The organism is Bacillus inaquosorum (assembly GCF_023238325.1).
GTDB classification, from domain to species: domain Bacteria; phylum Bacillota; class Bacilli; order Bacillales; family Bacillaceae; genus Bacillus; species Bacillus inaquosorum.
The window spans coordinates 352,043-368,621 of sequence record NZ_CP096592.1 but is presented as its reverse complement, the minus strand read 5'-3'; the positions used below and the strand labels follow the sequence as shown (position 1 = coordinate 368,621).

The 16,579-nt window shown below is 46.5% G+C and carries 15 protein-coding genes; 6 read left to right on the top strand and 9 right to left on the bottom strand.

The window, feature by feature from the left end; genetic code table 11:
- Nucleotides 1-9: 9 nt before the first annotated feature.
- The 4 genes from M1M80_RS01955 to M1M80_RS01940 all read right to left on the bottom strand — a co-directional run bounded on the left by M1M80_RS01955 (nt 10) and on the right by M1M80_RS01940 (nt 1,748).
- On the bottom strand, nt 10-351 hold the full coding sequence (locus M1M80_RS01955; protein WP_060397897.1) for a DUF3147 family protein: 342 nt from the start codon (nt 349-351) through the stop codon (nt 10-12).
- Nucleotides 345-761, bottom strand: a complete 417-nt coding sequence (locus M1M80_RS01950; RefSeq protein ID WP_104010211.1) for a MarR family winged helix-turn-helix transcriptional regulator — start codon at nt 759-761, stop codon at nt 345-347. The genes M1M80_RS01955 and M1M80_RS01950 overlap by 7 nt, the downstream gene beginning before the upstream one ends.
- A gap of 116 nt (nt 762-877) precedes the next feature.
- Nucleotides 878-1,210, bottom strand: coding sequence for a YckD family protein (locus M1M80_RS01945; protein ID WP_060397895.1), 333 nt, complete (start codon nt 1,208-1,210; stop codon nt 878-880).
- 82 nt (nt 1,211-1,292) lie between these two features.
- Entirely contained in the window at nt 1,293-1,748 is a 456-nt protein-coding gene (locus M1M80_RS01940; RefSeq protein ID WP_060397894.1) for an RDD family protein, read from the bottom strand.
- A 382-nt stretch (nt 1,749-2,130) separates the two neighbouring features.
- On the opposite strand from M1M80_RS01940, the gene M1M80_RS01930 reads away from it, so the two are divergent.
- A complete protein-coding gene (locus M1M80_RS01930) occupies nt 2,131-2,994 on the top strand; it encodes a transporter substrate-binding domain-containing protein (protein ID WP_080030895.1) in 864 nt (287 codons plus the stop codon).
- A 9-nt stretch (nt 2,995-3,003) separates the two neighbouring features.
- Nucleotides 3,004-3,684: an amino acid ABC transporter permease gene (locus M1M80_RS01925; RefSeq protein WP_019257432.1), complete on the top strand. Its 681-nt coding sequence runs from the start codon at nt 3,004-3,006 to the stop codon at nt 3,682-3,684.
- 48 nt (nt 3,685-3,732) lie between these two features.
- On the opposite strand, the gene zinU is transcribed toward M1M80_RS01925, so the two are convergent.
- From zinU to M1M80_RS01900, 5 genes are all read right to left on the bottom strand, one after another.
- Nucleotides 3,733-4,926: a zinc metallochaperone ZinU gene (gene zinU / locus M1M80_RS01920; protein ID WP_060397893.1), complete on the bottom strand. Its 1,194-nt coding sequence runs from the start codon at nt 4,924-4,926 to the stop codon at nt 3,733-3,735.
- 36 nt (nt 4,927-4,962) lie between these two features.
- Nucleotides 4,963-6,135, bottom strand: coding sequence for an NAD(P)-binding domain-containing protein (locus M1M80_RS01915; RefSeq protein ID WP_003241144.1), 1,173 nt, complete (start codon nt 6,133-6,135; stop codon nt 4,963-4,965).
- A gap of 82 nt (nt 6,136-6,217) precedes the next feature.
- Complete coding sequence (locus M1M80_RS01910; protein WP_060397892.1) at nt 6,218-6,802, bottom strand: L,D-transpeptidase; 585 nt, start codon at nt 6,800-6,802, stop codon at nt 6,218-6,220.
- Nucleotides 6,799-7,713, bottom strand: a complete 915-nt coding sequence (folE2, locus tag M1M80_RS01905; protein ID WP_060397891.1) for a GTP cyclohydrolase FolE2 — start codon at nt 7,711-7,713, stop codon at nt 6,799-6,801. The genes M1M80_RS01910 and folE2 overlap by 4 nt, the downstream gene beginning before the upstream one ends.
- Nucleotides 7,714-7,828: 115 nt before the next feature.
- Nucleotides 7,829-9,034 (bottom strand): MFS transporter, encoded by a 1,206-nt coding sequence (locus M1M80_RS01900; protein ID WP_060397890.1) that lies wholly within the window; start codon nt 9,032-9,034, stop codon nt 7,829-7,831.
- 165 nt (nt 9,035-9,199) lie between these two features.
- Here M1M80_RS01900 and nirB point away from each other — a divergent pair, with 165 nt between their 5' ends.
- The 4 genes from nirB to nirD all read left to right on the top strand — a co-directional run bounded on the left by nirB (nt 9,200) and on the right by nirD (nt 16,544).
- Entirely contained in the window at nt 9,200-11,515 is a 2,316-nt protein-coding gene (nirB, locus tag M1M80_RS01895; protein WP_060397889.1) for a nitrite reductase large subunit NirB, read from the top strand.
- 6 nt (nt 11,516-11,521) lie between these two features.
- On the top strand, nt 11,522-13,654 hold the full coding sequence (nasC, locus tag M1M80_RS01890) for an assimilatory nitrate reductase catalytic subunit NasC (protein ID WP_060397888.1): 2,133 nt from the start codon (nt 11,522-11,524) through the stop codon (nt 13,652-13,654).
- A gap of 119 nt (nt 13,655-13,773) precedes the next feature.
- Nucleotides 13,774-16,191, top strand: a complete 2,418-nt coding sequence (nasD, locus tag M1M80_RS01885; RefSeq protein WP_060397887.1) for an NADPH-nitrite reductase — start codon at nt 13,774-13,776, stop codon at nt 16,189-16,191.
- 32 nt (nt 16,192-16,223) lie between these two features.
- Nucleotides 16,224-16,544, top strand: a complete 321-nt coding sequence (gene nirD / locus M1M80_RS01880) for a nitrite reductase small subunit NirD (protein ID WP_014662717.1) — start codon at nt 16,224-16,226, stop codon at nt 16,542-16,544.
- Nucleotides 16,545-16,579: the final 35 nt, after the last annotated feature.

Here is a 16,579-nt window from a genome sequence, read left to right as displayed (position 1 = left end):
TTCTATCACTCAGTTACATAATATATTGAGAAAAATCTTTTGCATCCATAAAAATACAGCCCATCCTAGTATTCCAACGCAGAATGCTAACCAGAACGGTACATGAACTTTCAGCAAAAACGCCAAAATAGCGAGTAAACAAACTGTAGCAGGGATTCCTGTAAGCACACCAGATGCAAATTGACTTAATTGTGCTGTTTTTTCACCCTGTAATTGCATCCAAAAAAGGCTTAATAAACTGACTAGGGGCAAAGCAGCGATGATTCCCCCGTAGGTCGGATGTCTTTTTGCTATTTCAGTAACAAAACCGATAATCAACGCAGAGATGATTACTTTGCTTAAAACTACCATTGTTTAGCTTCCTTACTTAAAAGTTCAAATGCCTTTTCAAGTAATTCCTTTTCTGATGTGCTCATTCGTTCAATTATATCTTTTAACTTCTCTTTATCTAGCTGTGTATGCTGTTCAAGAACAGATCTTCCTTTTTGTGTCAAGAAAACTAAAACCTTTCGTTCATCCTGCTGACTTCGCCGTTTAGCTACAAATCCCTTTTGAATTAAACGTTTAGTATGCTCTGACGCTGTATTGTGAGAGACAGACAAGTATTCAGCCAAAGCCCCTATTGTTGCTTCGCCTTGCTTTTCAATATGCTGCATGAGCCGTATTGCCTGGTGAGAAATATTATCTTTATGTTTGTAATGTAATAAATAATAAATATCTGTCCACTGCTGATTTAGTTTAGCTATGAAATCCATTTCCATCATATCACTCCTTTATATCTTATTATACGATATAAACGGTTTGAACGATGTTATTTTCTAAATTACAACTTTTTCACAATAAAAAAGCACCCAATTTCCATTGGATGCTTACCGTCTTAATGCCTTTTTTCAAATTTATGCGCATGAGGATGGGGCTTTGGAACAAAGCCGTTTTGTTTCATCATTTCAAAGTGTTTGTCCATGTGATTTTTGATGTGTTCTCCTCTTTCTTTAGGCAGGACGCCGTATTGCACATATTTTGAGATTACGTCTTTACGCTTTTTTAGTATGTCTGCTTCCAGCTGTTCAATTTCTTTCTTTTGCTGATCTGTCAGTGAAACATTAGCGGGAGGCTGCTGCTGTTTTTCAGCGGCTTCAGCTGTGCCGGTCAGAGAAATGACAGCCGCGGCTATGAACATTGTGATGATATTGATTTTCATTCGTTTCATCCAATTTATTCCTCCAATCCTATTTTTCATATGTTTTGCTGCATTTCATTTTTTATGCATACAAAATAAAAAGAGCGAACCATTATTCGCTCTTTCTGATCTGTTCGTCATTATCAAGTTCTTCTTCACCCGGTGACGCGTAAGTGACATACGTTCCCGCGATTAAATCATGCAGTGTCCGTTTGTCTTCTCGCACGCCGATGAGAATCAGGCTGGCGATCAAGCCGAGTCCGAAGGTGATGCCGTAAACCAGGCTGGCAACAATAACCCGCAAAAACATCGTTAACAGGCTGACCTGTGATCCGTCTTTTTTTACGATTCTGATTCCGCAGATTCTTTTTCCGATAAGGTAGCCGTTCCAAAACACCGGCAGCAAAATAGAGTACAGCAGAACAATCAAACTGATGAACATGCTGTCATTCGGGTCTTTTCCTGTAATCAGCCAATAGATCAGCAAAAGAGGCACCGAGACAATAATGTAATCCAGCAATGAAGCTCCCAGTCTGATCCAGAATCCGGCTGGTTTGTAAATATTCATTTGACTCCCCCATTATGTTTTCAATATAGCTTTGATGGTTTCCATTTTTTTCTTATTGAATATATCATATGCCTTATGGACATCAGCAAGACTTAAATTATGCAGAAGATCAACTACATGCTTCTTCACCATTTCATACAGTATTGGCTAATTTCGGGGCCTGCTACTTCCTTCACTTTCACATGCTCTTTCCCTTGATGTGTCAGTGCTTTCATCCTTAGACAACTCCTTTTTTATCACTCCTTCCCTTCATAGCCGCTTTTAAACGCTCACACGCTTTTGTACACACAATTCGAACTTTTTGAAAACGTCATCAACATATTGCAACCCCTTATGTTCAATGCTATCTTTTTAGTTGATTAACAGATTGGGGGAAACAAAGGTGAAATCATTCATGCAATCCAAAGCCGTTATATTCAGTTTTACAATGGCTTTCTTTCTTATATTGGCAGCCTGTTCCGGCAAAAATGAAGCCGGTTCCAAGGATACAGGCTGGGAACAGATCAAAGACAAAGGGAAAATCGTTGTCGCTACATCCGGCACGCTTTATCCTACTTCTTACCACGATACCGATTCTGGTTCCGATAAGCTGACAGGCTACGAGGTTGAAGTCGTTCGTGAAGCGACAAAACGCCTGGGGCTGAAGGTTGAGTTCAAGGAGATGGGCATTGACGGGATGCTGACAGCGGTGAACAGCGGACAGGTTGACGCAGCCGCAAATGACATCGATGTGACAAAGGACCGCGAGAAGAAGTTCGCGTTTTCCACTCCATATAAATATTCATACGGCACAGCAATTGTCCGAAAAGACGATTTATCAGGGATTAAAACGCTAAAGGATTTAAAAGGGAAGAAAGCAGCTGGCGCGGCAACGACAGTTTACATGGATGTTGCGAGAAAATACGGCGCCAAAGAAGTGATTTATGATAATGCGACCAACGAGCAGTATTTAAAAGATGTCGCCAACGGACGCACTGATGTCATTTTAAACGACTATTACCTGCAGACACTTGCGCTCGCAGCATTCCCGGATCTCAACATTACGATCCACCCTGACATCAAGTACATGCCGAACAAACAGGCGCTTGTCATGAAAAAAAGCAATGCAGCACTTCAGAAAAAGATGAACGAAACATTGAAAGAAATGAGCAAGGATGGCACTTTGACTAAGCTGTCGAAACAATTCTTCAATAAAGCAGATGTATCAAAGAAACTGGATGTCGACGTTCAGGACGTTGATTTGTAATCGGACGCCATGATTAATAGCATTCAGTGGGAATATATTTTTAACACGAAGCTGGCAATTGAATCGTTTCCTTATGTCATAAGAGGCATTGGGTATACGCTGCTCATCTCTTTTGTGAGCATGTTTGCGGGAACGGTGATCGGCCTGTTCATATCACTCGCCAGAATGTCTCAGCTTGCCTTGTTAAGATGGCCGGCGAAGCTCTATATCTCATTTATGCGGGGCGTTCCGATTTTGGTGATCTTGTTTATCCTTTATTTCGGATTTCCTTACATCGGCATTGAATTTTCCGCCGTCACGGCCGCTTTAATCGGTTTTAGCCTTAATAGCGCCGCCTACATTGCGGAAATTAACCGTTCAGCCATTTCATCCGTTGAAAAAGGACAGTGGGAAGCCGCATCCTCGCTCGGCCTTTCCTATTGGCAGACGATGAGAGGCATCATTTTGCCGCAGTCGATCCGTATTGCGCTGCCTCCGCTTGCCAATGTATTGCTCGACTTAATCAAAGCGTCCTCTCTCGCAGCGATGATTACAGTGCCGGAATTGCTCCAGCATGCGAAAATCATCGGCGGCAGAGAGTTTGATTACATGACCATGTATATTCTGACCGCTCTCATTTATTGGGCCATTTGCTCAATTGCCGCGGCTTTTCAGAATATCCTTGAGAAAAAATACGCTCACTATGTTTAAACAAACGTTTCATTAAAAAAAGCCGCTCCGCAGGAGACGGCTTTTTTTCTATTGATTCAGATTCCATTTAAACGGGTCCTCAAAAAGCGACCAGTCGGAATCAAATTCATACTCAGTCAGCAGGCATTGATCAAGCTCTTTCGTGATTGCTTCTTCATCCAAGTCTGTTCCGATAAACACCAGCTGTGTCAGGCGGTCGCCGAATTCTGGATCCCAGTCCTCCAAAATTTCCGGTTCCTGCTGTTTGACTTGCTCCTGCTCAAGCTTTGGCAGTGCCGCCACCCAATAGGATACAGGCTCAATCGTAACCGACGGCCCGGCTTGCGACATTAGTAAAGCGAGGTTATTATGAGATGCGCACCAGACGATTCCTTTTGCGCGAACCACGTTCTTTGGCATTTGATCCATCCAGCGATAAAACCGCGTGGAATGAAACGGCAAACGTCTCTTATACACAAATGATGAGATGCCGTATTCTTCTGTTTCCGGGGTGTGTTCCGCATGTCCTGCCGTCAGCTCTTGAATCCAGCCGGCAGATCCGCTCGCTTCCTCGAAGTTAAATAACCCTGTATGTAAAATCTCTTGGGGTTTTACATTTCCTTTAACAGAACGAATGAATTTGGCCCTTGGCTGCAGTGTGCGAAGCACTTTTTCAAGCTGTTCGAGCTCTTGCTCGCTGACCAAATCACATTTATTTAAGATCAGAACATCGCAAAACTCGATTTGATCGATCAAGAGGTCGGCAATTTCTCTTTCATCCCCTTCCCCCAGTGCTTCTTTGCGGTCCAGAAGGCTATCGCCTGACTGATAATCATGCCAAAAACGGTTGGCATCAACGACTGTCACCATCGTATCCAGCTGACAGAATTTTGTAAGGTCGATTCCCATCTCTTCATCGATATAAGAAAAAGTCTGGGCCACCGGAATCGGTTCACTGATTCCCGTTGATTCGATTACGATATAATCAAACCGCCCTTCTTTTGCCAGCTTCTCGACTTCAATTAATAAATCTTCACGAAGCGTACAGCAAATACAGCCGTTTGACATTTCCACAAGCTTTTCATCTGTTCTTGAAAGGCCTCCTTCCTGCTTCACCAAGCCCGCGTCAATGTTCACCTCGCTCATATCGTTGACGATGACTGCTATTTTTAAGCCTTCACGATTTTGCAAAATGCTGTTCAGCAATGTTGTTTTTCCCGCTCCAAGATAACCGCTCAGTACGGTAACCGGAATTTTTTTCATGGTAATGTCCTCCTTATAAAATAGAATGATTACGATTTAAAATGTATGCTTCGCCGTATGTGCAATGGTGTAAGCAGCTTTTCGCGCTCCGGAAATATTTCTCGCTGTCGGCCCGATTTCTAATTCAGCAAAGGCTCCCATTACGTATAATCCTTTTCCCCATTGCAAATCCTGGCCGACAATCGGAAAACCGCAGCCTGCATAAGGCAGTTGCTCGGCTTGCGCCGCTCTCTGCACCCACTCGAACCGGCTGATGTCCGAGGTAAAACCTGTTGCCAGTGCGATACGCTCATATTCGTATGGCGATTCGCTGTTCTTACCGTGTATCTGTATCTTGCCATCAACTGTTTTTTGGCAAGAATCAATGTCATCCTGAATAACTTTTACTCTGCCCTCTTCCCTATAGACAGCAAGCGTTCTTGAAATGTCCTTTGGAAAAGAGCCGCGATGTCTCGCGCTTGTGATCCATTGCCTTCTCTTTTGATAGTCTGACGTTTTACTGAATGCTTTCATATATTTCGGACCAAGCCAGCCCGGATCACTGTCAAAGTCATAGATTCGGAACGGATGCCTCACTAGCATCGTGACATCATGGCCGTCATCTGCGAGTTTTATGGCGTAATGAGCCGCCGTTATCCCCCCGCCTACAACTGCCATTTGCACACTTTCATTCCTTACATCGTCCACATCTCTATCAAACACATGATAAATGCCGTCATTCTGAAATGGTTTTGCCCACTCCGGCCATGAAGGCTGATGAGAAAAACTCATGGCTAAAACCACTCGTTCACCCGTAATTGTTCCGGCGGCATCTGTCTCCGCTTCCCACAACCCGTTTGTCCTTCTCAAATCTGTCACTGTGCCTGTTTTCCATGCTTGCTCAATATGTATCTCATCCAGCACAGTCTCGCAGTGCTGATTGAAGAGCGACAGCGAGGGCCTCTTATACCTTCCAAAGAACACTTCCGGCCATTGGCTTTTATCCGCATACATTTGCAGACTGAACGGCTCTGTGTCCACGTGATGAACCGATGGAGAACGCAAGTATTTCATCTGAATGCGGCCAGTGTTTCGTTTCCAGCATTCAAGAGGCCGTTCATGGGGATCAATGACAGCAAGATCCTTAATCGATGCCTTTCCGCTTTTCACCAGATGCACAGCCAAGGTAGTGCCTTGGATGCCGCCGCCAATGATCAGCCATTTATACATGGGAGAATCTCCTCTCTACAAAACGTAATTGTTACGATTTAAATCGTATGTTCTTTTTTCCTTTTTGTCAACCGCTTTTATTTCAGCTGATCACAACTTTTGTATGTTCGGGGATGTTTTCATATATCCATTTCGCATCTGGAATGGTCAGCCTGATACATCCATGAGATGCTTTCGCCCCTAGTTTTTCTGCTTCTTTATCGATGACTTTTTTATCCTTTGTCATCGGCACACTGTGAAATAGAAATTCGCCATGGTTTTTCCATGAAACCCAGTATTCCGCTCCTTCCTGATATCCTTCGGAGAAAAACCATTCTCCCCGTTCAGGCTCTATATGAAAGGTGCCCTTTGGCGTAGTGTCGTCCTTTGTTTGATCAAGTCCTGACGAGACGATCATTGTATAGATGGTTTTGCTTCCTTCTTTGATGTAAGCCTTCTGTTCCTTCACGTCCACATCAATCCAGACATGCTTCTGCTTAATATCCGGGTATTCACCGCCTGAAGGCTTTGTCCAATCAATGCTTGTTTTTTCTGGTTTTCGGGCGGCCGTTATGTGCTCGTCCGTTTTCTTCGTATTTGAACTTGCGTGTTCTTCCGTATGATAAGAACACGCTGACAGCAGGCTGGCCGGCACAAGAACTGCAACAATTAATAATGAGCGTTTCATATTCTATCCACCTGTTTCGAAAAACGCAGCTTCGCGCAGGCATCGTGGAGATGAATCGATTCTTCATTGCGGCATTCAATCTCAAAGGCTGACACCCATTCAAGCTCATACAAATCCGCGGCAATCAGCCGGGCGAGATCCTCAACAAATCTCGGGTTTTCATATGCTGTTTCCGTCACGGCTTTTTCATCAGGGCGCTTCAGCACCGGATGCAGCTTCGCAGAGGCATTTGATTCTGCGGCGTGAAGCAAATCGGCTTTAAAATCGCTTGGCAGCGATGCGGCCGGATGAATATCAGCCCAAATGCTGACCGTTCCCCTCTGATTATGGGCACTGTATTCACTGATTTCCTTGGAGCAAGGGCACAGAGTCGTTACTTTCGCTGAAATGCCTGCACGCTGTTCAAACGGCTGATCTTCGCGATAGGTGACAGACATCAATATATCAGCATGCATCAGACCCGCTTTCTCAAGCTTCGGGCTTTTCCGTTCGAAAAACCATGGAAACCGCACTTCGACTGAAGCAGAGGACTGGCCCATGTTTTCCGCAAGCTCTTTCGTAAATTGCTGAAGTGAGGAAAATGAGAGAATCCAGCCGTTTTGATGATAGACTTGCAGAAGCTCTGTTAACCGGCTCATGTTAATCCCCTTCTGATTTCTCCGCAAATCACAAGTCATTGTAAATTTTGCAGCCGTTGTTTGCTCAGCAGGCGTCATAGCAGAAGTGATTGTGACCGGATGGGATACATTAGCGACACCTACATGCTGAATGTCAAAAAAATAATCCTTCCTGATATTTTGCAGATCCTTCATTTTCTCTTTTTCTACAGGTTTCTCGCCTTTTATCGGACTGACCGACCCAAAGTATTGAAGACGTTCCGGTTTTCCCGGAAGCGGCGTAAGTTGATTCAATCAGAAAACTCCTCTCATTAACAAATCGTAATAATTACTATTTATTTTGATGGGTTCACTGATGAAAATCAAGAGAAAATAAAAAAGACACGCACAAATGCGTGTCCGTCAAAGCCTAAATATCAGCGGGGCTGCTTTCCGTGCTCCAGCTTTTTCTCCAGTAATAGCCTGCGGCAAGCACGAGCGCAAACGCCAGCAGCGCGATACAGGAAAACGTGATAAAACCGATAGCATATGTGCTTGTCATCTGTTTTAGCGATCCTAAGATGTTCGGCAGAAAAAATCCTCCTATGCCACCGGCCGCGCCGACAATTCCGGTCACCATGCCGATTTCTTTGCGGAAGCGCTGCGGTACGAGCTGGAATACGGCTCCGTTCCCCATTCCGAGCCCCATCATTCCGACAAACAAAAGAACGATGACCATTGAAAGAGACGGCAGGCTGCTGACCCCGGCCATACACAGGGCCACGATGACAAACAATACAGAAAGAACTTTCGTGCCGCCGACACGATCCGAGATCCAGCCCCCCACAGGACGGAAAAAGCTCCCCGCTGCCACGCATAATGTAACGAAATCACCAGCGTGAATTTTTGAGAGCTGGTATTGATCGACAAAGAAAATAGATAAAAAGCTTGATAGCCCGACAAATCCTCCGAATGTGACGCTGTACAGCAGGCAGAAAAACCATGTTTCCTTTTGCCTGAACACATGGAGATAGTTTTTGAGCGGCTGCGGCGCCGGCTGTGCAGGAGAATCCTTTGCCATGGATACAAAAAGAACAAAGACGATCAATAAAGGAATAAGCGCAATTCCCATGACAATATGCCAGCCGAACTGCTCTGCAAGACGCGGGCCCAACAGGGTTGCAAACAAGGTGCCGCTGTTCCCCGCGCCGGCGATCCCCATCGCAAGCCCCTGCAGATGTGGCGGATACCAACGGCTTGCCATAGGCAGCGCAACGGCAAAGCTTGCCCCCGCCACGCCAAGCAGAATTCCGATGGCATACAGCTCAGGCAGCGAACGGCCGCCAAATGTCCCCCAAAGCAGCGGAACCATTGTCACCACCATACCGATCACTGCCGTTTTTTTCGGTCCAATTCTGTCCGTTAATATTCCTAAAATGATACGAAACACAGATCCTGATAAAATCGGCACAGCCACGATAAGCCCTTTCTCAAAAGGAGACAGGCCAAAATCCTGAGAAATATAAACACCCAGCGCCCCAAGCATAACCCATATCATAAAACTCACATCAAAGTATAAAAAGGAACAGAGCAAAGTGAGTGGATGACCGCTAGTTTTCAGTTCCGACAGCTTCATAAGTTTCCCCTTTCTTGACCCTTGATTAATTTAAATTTTCTGAATTAAGGATATATGACCATTTTTTTCTGGAAAAGACATGTGTAAGTTTTTGTGACACGTTTAATGCGTTAACAATGCGTTGTGACATAATTTTTAATAGGAGAATCAAAGGAGGTCTGGCACATGAAGAAACAAAGATTGGTGTTAGCAGGGAACGGAATGGCCGGAATCCGCTGTATTGAAGAAGTATTGAAGCTGAATCGCGAAATGTTCGAGATTGTCATTTTCGGAAGCGAACCGCATCCCAACTATAATCGCATTCTCTTATCCTCTGTATTGCAGGGTGAGGCGTCACTCGATGACATTACATTAAACAGCAAGGGTTGGTACGCCAAGCATGGGATTACCCTTTACACGGGCGAAACGGTTGTCCAAATTGATACAGATCAGCAGAGGGTCATCACGGATCGGAAGCGCACGCTGTCTTATGACAAATTAATTGTGGCAACAGGCTCCTCCCCTCATATTCTCCCCATCCCCGGGGCAGACAAAGAAGGCGTATACGGGTTTCGAACAATAGAAGACTGCCAGGCGTTGATGACCATGGCCAAACACTATCAAAAGGCAGCGGTGATCGGAGCCGGCTTATTAGGACTGGAAGCTGCTGTCGGTTTACAGCATCTCGGCATGGATGTCAACGTCATTCACCACTCCGCCGGCATCATGCAAAAACAGCTCGATCAAACGGCGTCGCGGCTGCTGCAGACGGAGCTGGAACGAAAAGGCTTAACCTTTCTTTTAGAGAAAGACACCGTATCCATTTCTGGCACCTCGCGGGCAGACGGAATCCGTTTTAAAGACGGATCTTCACTGAAAGCAGACTTGATTGTGATGGCGGCTGGCGTGAGGCCGAATATTGAATTGGCTGTATCAGCCGGAATTGCAGTAAACCGCGGGATCATCGTGAATGACTACATGCAGACGAGCGAACCGAATGTGTATGCCGTCGGGGAATGCGCCGAGCATAACGGAACGGTATATGGTTTGGCAGCCCCGCTTTATGAGCAGGGAAATGTTCTCGCCAAACATATTTGCGGCGTTCTATGTAAGGGATATCAAGGCTCAGCACCATCTGCAGCTTTAAAAATAGCTGGAATTGATGTGTGGTCAGCCGGAAAGATTCACGAAGATGAACGCACGACGAGCATCAACATCTACGATGAGCAAGCCGGCGTTTATAAAAAAGCACTCTTTGAGGATGACAAACTGGCCGGCGTTATTTTATTCGGAGACACACGTGACAAGCAACGATTTCTCGACAGCCTGCTCAAACAAAGAGACATCTCCATTGTCAAAAAGCAGATCATCGAACCCGAGAAAACCGACACATTATTTGAATCCATGCCCTCCAGTGAAACAATTTGCCAATGCAACTCAGTGACAAAAGGCGGGATTGAAGAAGCGGTGCACACGAAAGGCTTAACAACTGTTGAGGAAGTCAAGCACTGCACCAAAGCATCCGGCTCCTGCGGAGGATGTAAGCCGCTCGTTGAAGATCTTTTGAAGCACATGACCAGCGGCGAATATACAGAGCCCGCCGGCCCACCTGCGTTTTGCGACTGCACCGATTTTACGGAAGACGACATCATTGCTGAGCTTCAGCGCAGACCATGCACTGATCCGGCAGAAGCGATGAGCCAGCTTGGCTGGAAAACGAAAAACGGATGCAGCAAGTGTGTCCCGGCGATTCAATATTACCTGGAAATGCTGCACCCTGGTTTTGTTCAGCCTGAATCAGCCGCCGAAGATACATACACCTTGGTTCCGCAAATGTACGGCGGGCTGACGAACGCGGAGCAACTAAGAAATATCGCTGACACCATCGAGGCATACAGCATCCCTGGCGTATCCATCACTCACGGCCAAAGACTGAAGCTTTCCGGGATCAAACCTGCGGATCTCCCGAACATCAAAAAAGACCTGAAAGTGCACGTTTGCTCCAATGAACACCGCCGCGCACTGCAAAGTGTCAGAGCATGTACATGCGGACAAAACCGATCGATTCAGCAGCTTGCAGCCCAGATCGAGAGACATCTTGAGATGCTTTCCATGCCCGCCTATATTTCTATCAGCTTATCATGTGAAACAGACTGCATCGATGCCGCCATACAAGATGTCGGCGCGATTCGGACGAAAGCTGGCTGGGACATTTACATCGGCGGTGTTCGGGGAACTCATGCCCGTACTGGAGCCCTGTTTTGCGTGACAGACAACGCAGACAGCACTGCCGGCATGATCAAAGGACTGATCCAGTATTATCGTGAAACGGCTCATTACGAGGAAGCCGTGCATCAGTGGATGGACCGTCTCGGGATCGTGCATATCAGAGAAGTGCTATTTGAAGAGGATCTAAGGACACAGCTGCTGGAAAGCCTCCAAACAGACCTGTCACTGATTCAAAACACGCCCATAGAGGCAGGCGCACATAAGAAAGGATGAGGCATTTTGACTGAACGACTGCTTAGATATTTCCGCGAGAAACAGCAAGACATCCAATCAGAAAAAACGTATGACACCCAATGCCCGTTTTGCAGCATGCAGTGCAAAATGCAGCTCGTGGAACAAACCATCGTTACACGGAAAAAGTACACAGCGATCGGGATTGATAATCCTACGTCACAGGGCCGGTTATGCATGAAGGGCATGAACGCCCATCAGCATGCACTGAACTCCTCCCGCATCACCCGGCCGCTGCTGAAGAAAAACGGCGAGTTTATGTCTGTTTCCTGGGAAGAAGCACTGAATCATATCAAAGACCAAGTGACAATGATCCAAACTGAACACGGACATGACGCCATGGCTGTATACGGAAGCGCCTCGATTACAAATGAAGAGGCGTACTTGTTAGGGAAGTTCGCGCGGGTAGGCTTACAGACAAAATACATCGACTACAACGGGAGACTTTGTATGTCCGCCGCAGCAACCGCAGCCAACCAAACATTCGGCGCGGACAGAGGCTTAACGAATCCATTATCAGACATCCCCCACACCCGTGTGATCATACTGGCCGGCACCAATATTGCGGAATGCCAGCCTACGATTATGCCGTATTTTGAAAAAGCGAAAGAAAACGGAGCTTACATCATTGCCATTGATCCCCGTGAAACAGCGACAACGAAAATCGCAGATCTTCATTTGAAAATCAAACCCGGCACAGACGCCGCTCTTGCCAACGGTCTCGTCAAAATCATCATCGACGAACAGCTCATTAACGAGGATTTCATTCGCTCACGAACAAATGGATTCGAGGAGCTGAAGCAGCATACTGACGCGCTGAGCCTGAATGATATCTCCGAACAGACGAGTGTCCCGCTGGCGCACATGCGAAAAGCGGCCGTGAAGTTTGCCAAGGAAACGTCCGGCATGCTGTTTACAGCCCGCGGGATCGAACAGCAAACCGATGGAACAGCGGCTGTGAAAGGCTTCTTAAACATGGTGCTGATCACAGGAAAAATCGGCAAACCTTACTCGGGCTACGGGGCGATCACCGGACAAGGCAACGGGCAAGGCGCCAGAGAGCATGGCCAAAAAGCCGATCAGCTTCCAGGCTACCGTTCTATCGAAAATGAAGAACACCGGGCGCATATTGCGAAAGTGTGGGGAATCCATCAGGATGAACTCCCGCGAAAAGGTGTCTCAGCCTATGAAATGATGGAAAAAATCAATGACGGCGACATCAAAGGACTGTTCCTCATGTGCTCCAATCCTGCTGTTTCCAGTCCAAATGCAAATCTCGTGAAAAAAGCTTTAAGAAAACTGACTTTCTTTGTCGCAATCGATTTGTTTATTTCTGAAACTGCAACATACGCAGATGTGATTTTGCCCGCCTCCTCTTACTTAGAAGATGAGGGCACCATGACAAATGTCGAAGGCCGCGTGACATTAAGAGAAGCAAGCCGGCCGTGTCCCGGAGAAGCAAAGCATGATTGGCAGATCATTTGTAAGATCGCATCCGCTCTCGGGAAAGGCCGTTACTTTTCTTACACGTCAGCAGAGGATATTTTTAATGAATTAAGAGGAGCAAGCCGAGGCGGAATTGCCGATTATTCAGGCATCACATACGACAGGCTCAGACGTGAAGGCGGCATTCACTGGCCGTGTCCGGAACCTGATCACCCCGGAACCGGACGCTTGTTTGCGGACTCATTTGCACATCCGGACCAAAAAGCGGCATTAAGTGTGATTCCAAACGAACCGGCTGTTCCAAAAGAGAAGCCGACAGCCGATTATCCGCTGTATTTAACGACAGGCAGGGTCATGTCTCACTACTTAACAGGCGTCCAAACGAGAAAAAGCGCCGCCCTTGCCGCGAGACATTTTGAATCATTTATGGAAATCCATCCGCAAACAGCGGCGTCCTTCCATATTGAAGACCGTGTTCTCGTAAAAATAGAATCCCCGCGGGGAAGCATCACTGTCCGCAGCAAATTATCGGAACAAATCAGAAAAGATACCGTTTTTGTTCCCATCCATTGGGCGGATGCTCAAAACGTGAATGATTTAATCGGAGAAGCCTTAGATCCAGCCTGTAAAATGCCCGGTTTTAAGATATGCGCGGTCCGAATCAAACCTATTTAATTTTTCATAAAATTTTTAGAACTTTTCGTATATTTTGTTACATTTTATAACATGTATCTTAAATATTCCTTTTTGCTGTGCTACGCTGGAAAAAACATTGATAAGGAGCGGATCATCTGATGGGAAAAAAACAGCTAGTCCTTGTTGGAAATGGAATGGCCGGGGTAAGGGCCATTGAAGAGATATTGAGTGTTGCAAAAGATGAATTTCAGATCACTATTTTCGGTTCCGAACCGCATCCCAACTACAACCGAATCCTATTGTCAAAAGTGCTTCAAGGCGATACCGACATCAAAGATATTACGTTAAATGATTGGGACTGGTACGAAGAAAACAATATTCAATTGTATACAAATGAAACAGTCATCAAAGTGGACACAGAAAACAAAACGGTCATCACAGACGCAGACCGAATCCAGCCTTACGACGAATTGATCCTGGCGACAGGCTCTGTCCCTTTTATCCTTCCGATTCCGGGCGCAGACAAAAAAGGCGTCACGGCTTTCCGGGACATCAAAGATACAGACACGATGCTCGCCGCGTCAAAACAATATAAAAAAGCAGCCGTCATCGGCGGAGGCCTGCTCGGTTTGGAAGCCGCTCGCGGATTGCTGAATCTCGGCATGGACGTGTCCGTCATCCATCTCGCGCCATTCCTGATGGAACGCCAGCTTGATGCAACGGCAGGACGCCTGCTGCAAAACGAGTTAGAAAAACAAGGAATGACCTTTTTACTTGAAAAGCAAACCGAAGCAATTGTCGGTGATGACCGTGTCGAAGGCGTCCGATTCAAAGACGGCACAAGCATTGAAGCTGATTTAGTCGTCATGGCTGTCGGCATCCGCCCGAATACAGTACTTGGAGCCGAAAGCGGCATTCCGGTTAACCGCGGAATCATTGTCAACGATTATATGCAAACTGAAATCCCGCACATTTATGCAGTCGGTGAATGTGCTGAGCACCGGGGAATCGCATACGGGCTCGTGGCGCCGCTCTATGAACAGGCCAAAGTGCTGGCGAAGCATATGTGCGGCATCGAAACAAAACCGTATGAAGGCTCCGTTCTCTCTACTCAGTTAAAGGTATCAGGCGTCGAGGTCTTCTCTGCCGGTGACTTTGATGAATCAGAGGACAAAAAAGCGATTAAAGTATTCGATGAGCAGGACGGCATCTATAAAAAAATCGTCCTGAGAGGCAACCAAATTGTCGGTGCTGTTTTATTCGGCGACAGCAGCGAGGGCAACCGCCTGTTTTCTATGATTCAAAAAGAAGCCGATATCTCTGAAACCTCTAAAATATCAATCTTACAGCCTCTCAACCAAGAAGCAGGCACAAGCATTACCGCAGCGATGAGCGACGATGAAATCATCTGCGGCTGCAACGGCGTGTCAAAAGGTGACATTATTCAAGCCATACAGGAAAAGGGCTGCTCGTCAACGGACGAGATCAAAGCATGCACCGGTGCATCCCGCTCATGCGGAGGCTGTAAGCCGCTCGTAGAAGAAATCCTCCAGCATACGCTCGGATCAGACTTTGATGCGTCAGCGCAAAAAGAAGCGATTTGCGGCTGCACCACATTGTCGAGAGATGAAGTCGTAGAAGAAATCAAAGCCAAAGGGCTGTCACATACAAGAGAAATCATGAATGTGCTCGGCTGGAAAACACCAGAAGGCTGTTCCAAATGCCGGCCTGCTCTGAACTACTACTTAGGCATGATCAATCCAACCAAATACGAGGATGAACGGACATCCCGCTTTGTTAATGAACGAATGCACGCCAACATTCAAAAAGACGGAACATACTCAGTCGTTCCCCGGATGTACGGAGGCGTGACCAACTCCACAGATTTGCGCAAGATCGCAGATGTCGTCGACAAATATGAGATCCCGCTCGTGAAAATGACCGGCGGCCAGCGAATTGATCTCATCGGCGTGAAAAAAGAAGACCTTACGAAGGTATGGGAAGATCTTGATATGCCGTCAGGCTACGCGTACGGAAAGACACTCCGCACAGTAAAAACGTGCGTAGGTGAGCAATTCTGCCGTTTCGGCACACAAGACTCCATGGCACTGGGCATTGCGCTTGAGAAAAAATTCGAAGGGCTGAACACGCCTCATAAAGTCAAAATGGCCGTGTCTGCCTGCCCGCGGAACTGTGCGGAATCCGGCATTAAGGACCTTGGCGTTGTCGGCATTGACGGAGGCTGGGAGCTTTACGTCGGCGGGAACGGCGGAACCCATTTGCGCGCCGGTGATTTGCTGATGAAGGTGAAAACAAATGAAGAAGTCTTAGAATACGCAGGCGCCTACCTGCAATATTACCGGGAAACCGCAAACTATCTGGAGCGTACTTCCGCATGGCTTGAGCGCGTCGGTTTATCCCATGTCCAATCCGTGTTAAACGATCCGGAAAAACGGCAGGAGCTGAACGACCGAATGAATGAAACACTCTCTGTCCACAAGGATCCGTGGAAGAATTTCCTGGAAAACAAACAAACCTCTAAAGAATTATTTGAAAATGTCGTGACGACATCATAATGACAAAAAACAAACATTGAGGAGGAACGGACATGGTGAACAAAGACGTAACAAAAGTATGTATCGGAAAAATTGGAGAATTGCCTGAACAATTAGGCAAAACAGTGTATATTGAAGATAAGGAGCTTGCAGTCTTCAAGCTTTCAAATGGAAGCATCCGCGCCATCGAAAACCGCTGTCCGCATAAGGGCGGAGTTCTGGCAGAAGGCATCGTCAGCGGCGAATATGTTTTCTGCCCGATGCACGACTGGAAAATCTCCTTAGAAGACGGAATTGTCCAAGAACCTGATCACGGATGCGTTAAAACATACGAAACGCTGATCGAAGGAGAACATGTTTATCTCGTATATTGATCAAAAGACCGGATCACTTTTCAAGTGATCCCTTC

Bases quoted from the DNA above. Each gene is read 5' to 3' on its own strand.
- M1M80_RS01915 (WP_003241144.1), bottom strand. From the start codon at position 6,135: ATGTATAAATGGCTGATCATTGGCGGCGGCATCCAAGGCACTACCTTG.
- zinU (WP_060397893.1), bottom strand. From the start codon at position 4,926: ATGAAAAAAATTCCGGTTACCGTACTGAGCGGTTATCTTGGAGCGGGA.
- M1M80_RS01950 (WP_104010211.1), bottom strand. From the start codon at position 761: ATGGAAATGGATTTCATAGCTAAACTAAATCAGCAGTGGACAGATATT.
- M1M80_RS01955 (WP_060397897.1), bottom strand. From the start codon at position 351: ATGGTAGTTTTAAGCAAAGTAATCATCTCTGCGTTGATTATCGGTTTT.
- M1M80_RS01945 (WP_060397895.1), bottom strand. From the start codon at position 1,210: ATGAAACGAATGAAAATCAATATCATCACAATGTTCATAGCCGCGGCT.
- M1M80_RS01900 (WP_060397890.1), bottom strand. From the start codon at position 9,034: ATGAAGCTGTCGGAACTGAAAACTAGCGGTCATCCACTCACTTTGCTC.
- M1M80_RS01925 (WP_019257432.1), top strand. From the start codon at position 3,004: ATGATTAATAGCATTCAGTGGGAATATATTTTTAACACGAAGCTGGCA.
- M1M80_RS01910 (WP_060397892.1), bottom strand. From the start codon at position 6,802: ATGAAACGCTCATTATTAATTGTTGCAGTTCTTGTGCCGGCCAGCCTG.
- nirD (WP_014662717.1), top strand. From the start codon at position 16,224: ATGGTGAACAAAGACGTAACAAAAGTATGTATCGGAAAAATTGGAGAA.
- nasD (WP_060397887.1), top strand. From the start codon at position 13,774: ATGGGAAAAAAACAGCTAGTCCTTGTTGGAAATGGAATGGCCGGGGTA.
- nirB (WP_060397889.1), top strand. From the start codon at position 9,200: ATGAAGAAACAAAGATTGGTGTTAGCAGGGAACGGAATGGCCGGAATC.
- M1M80_RS01940 (WP_060397894.1), bottom strand. From the start codon at position 1,748: ATGAATATTTACAAACCAGCCGGATTCTGGATCAGACTGGGAGCTTCA.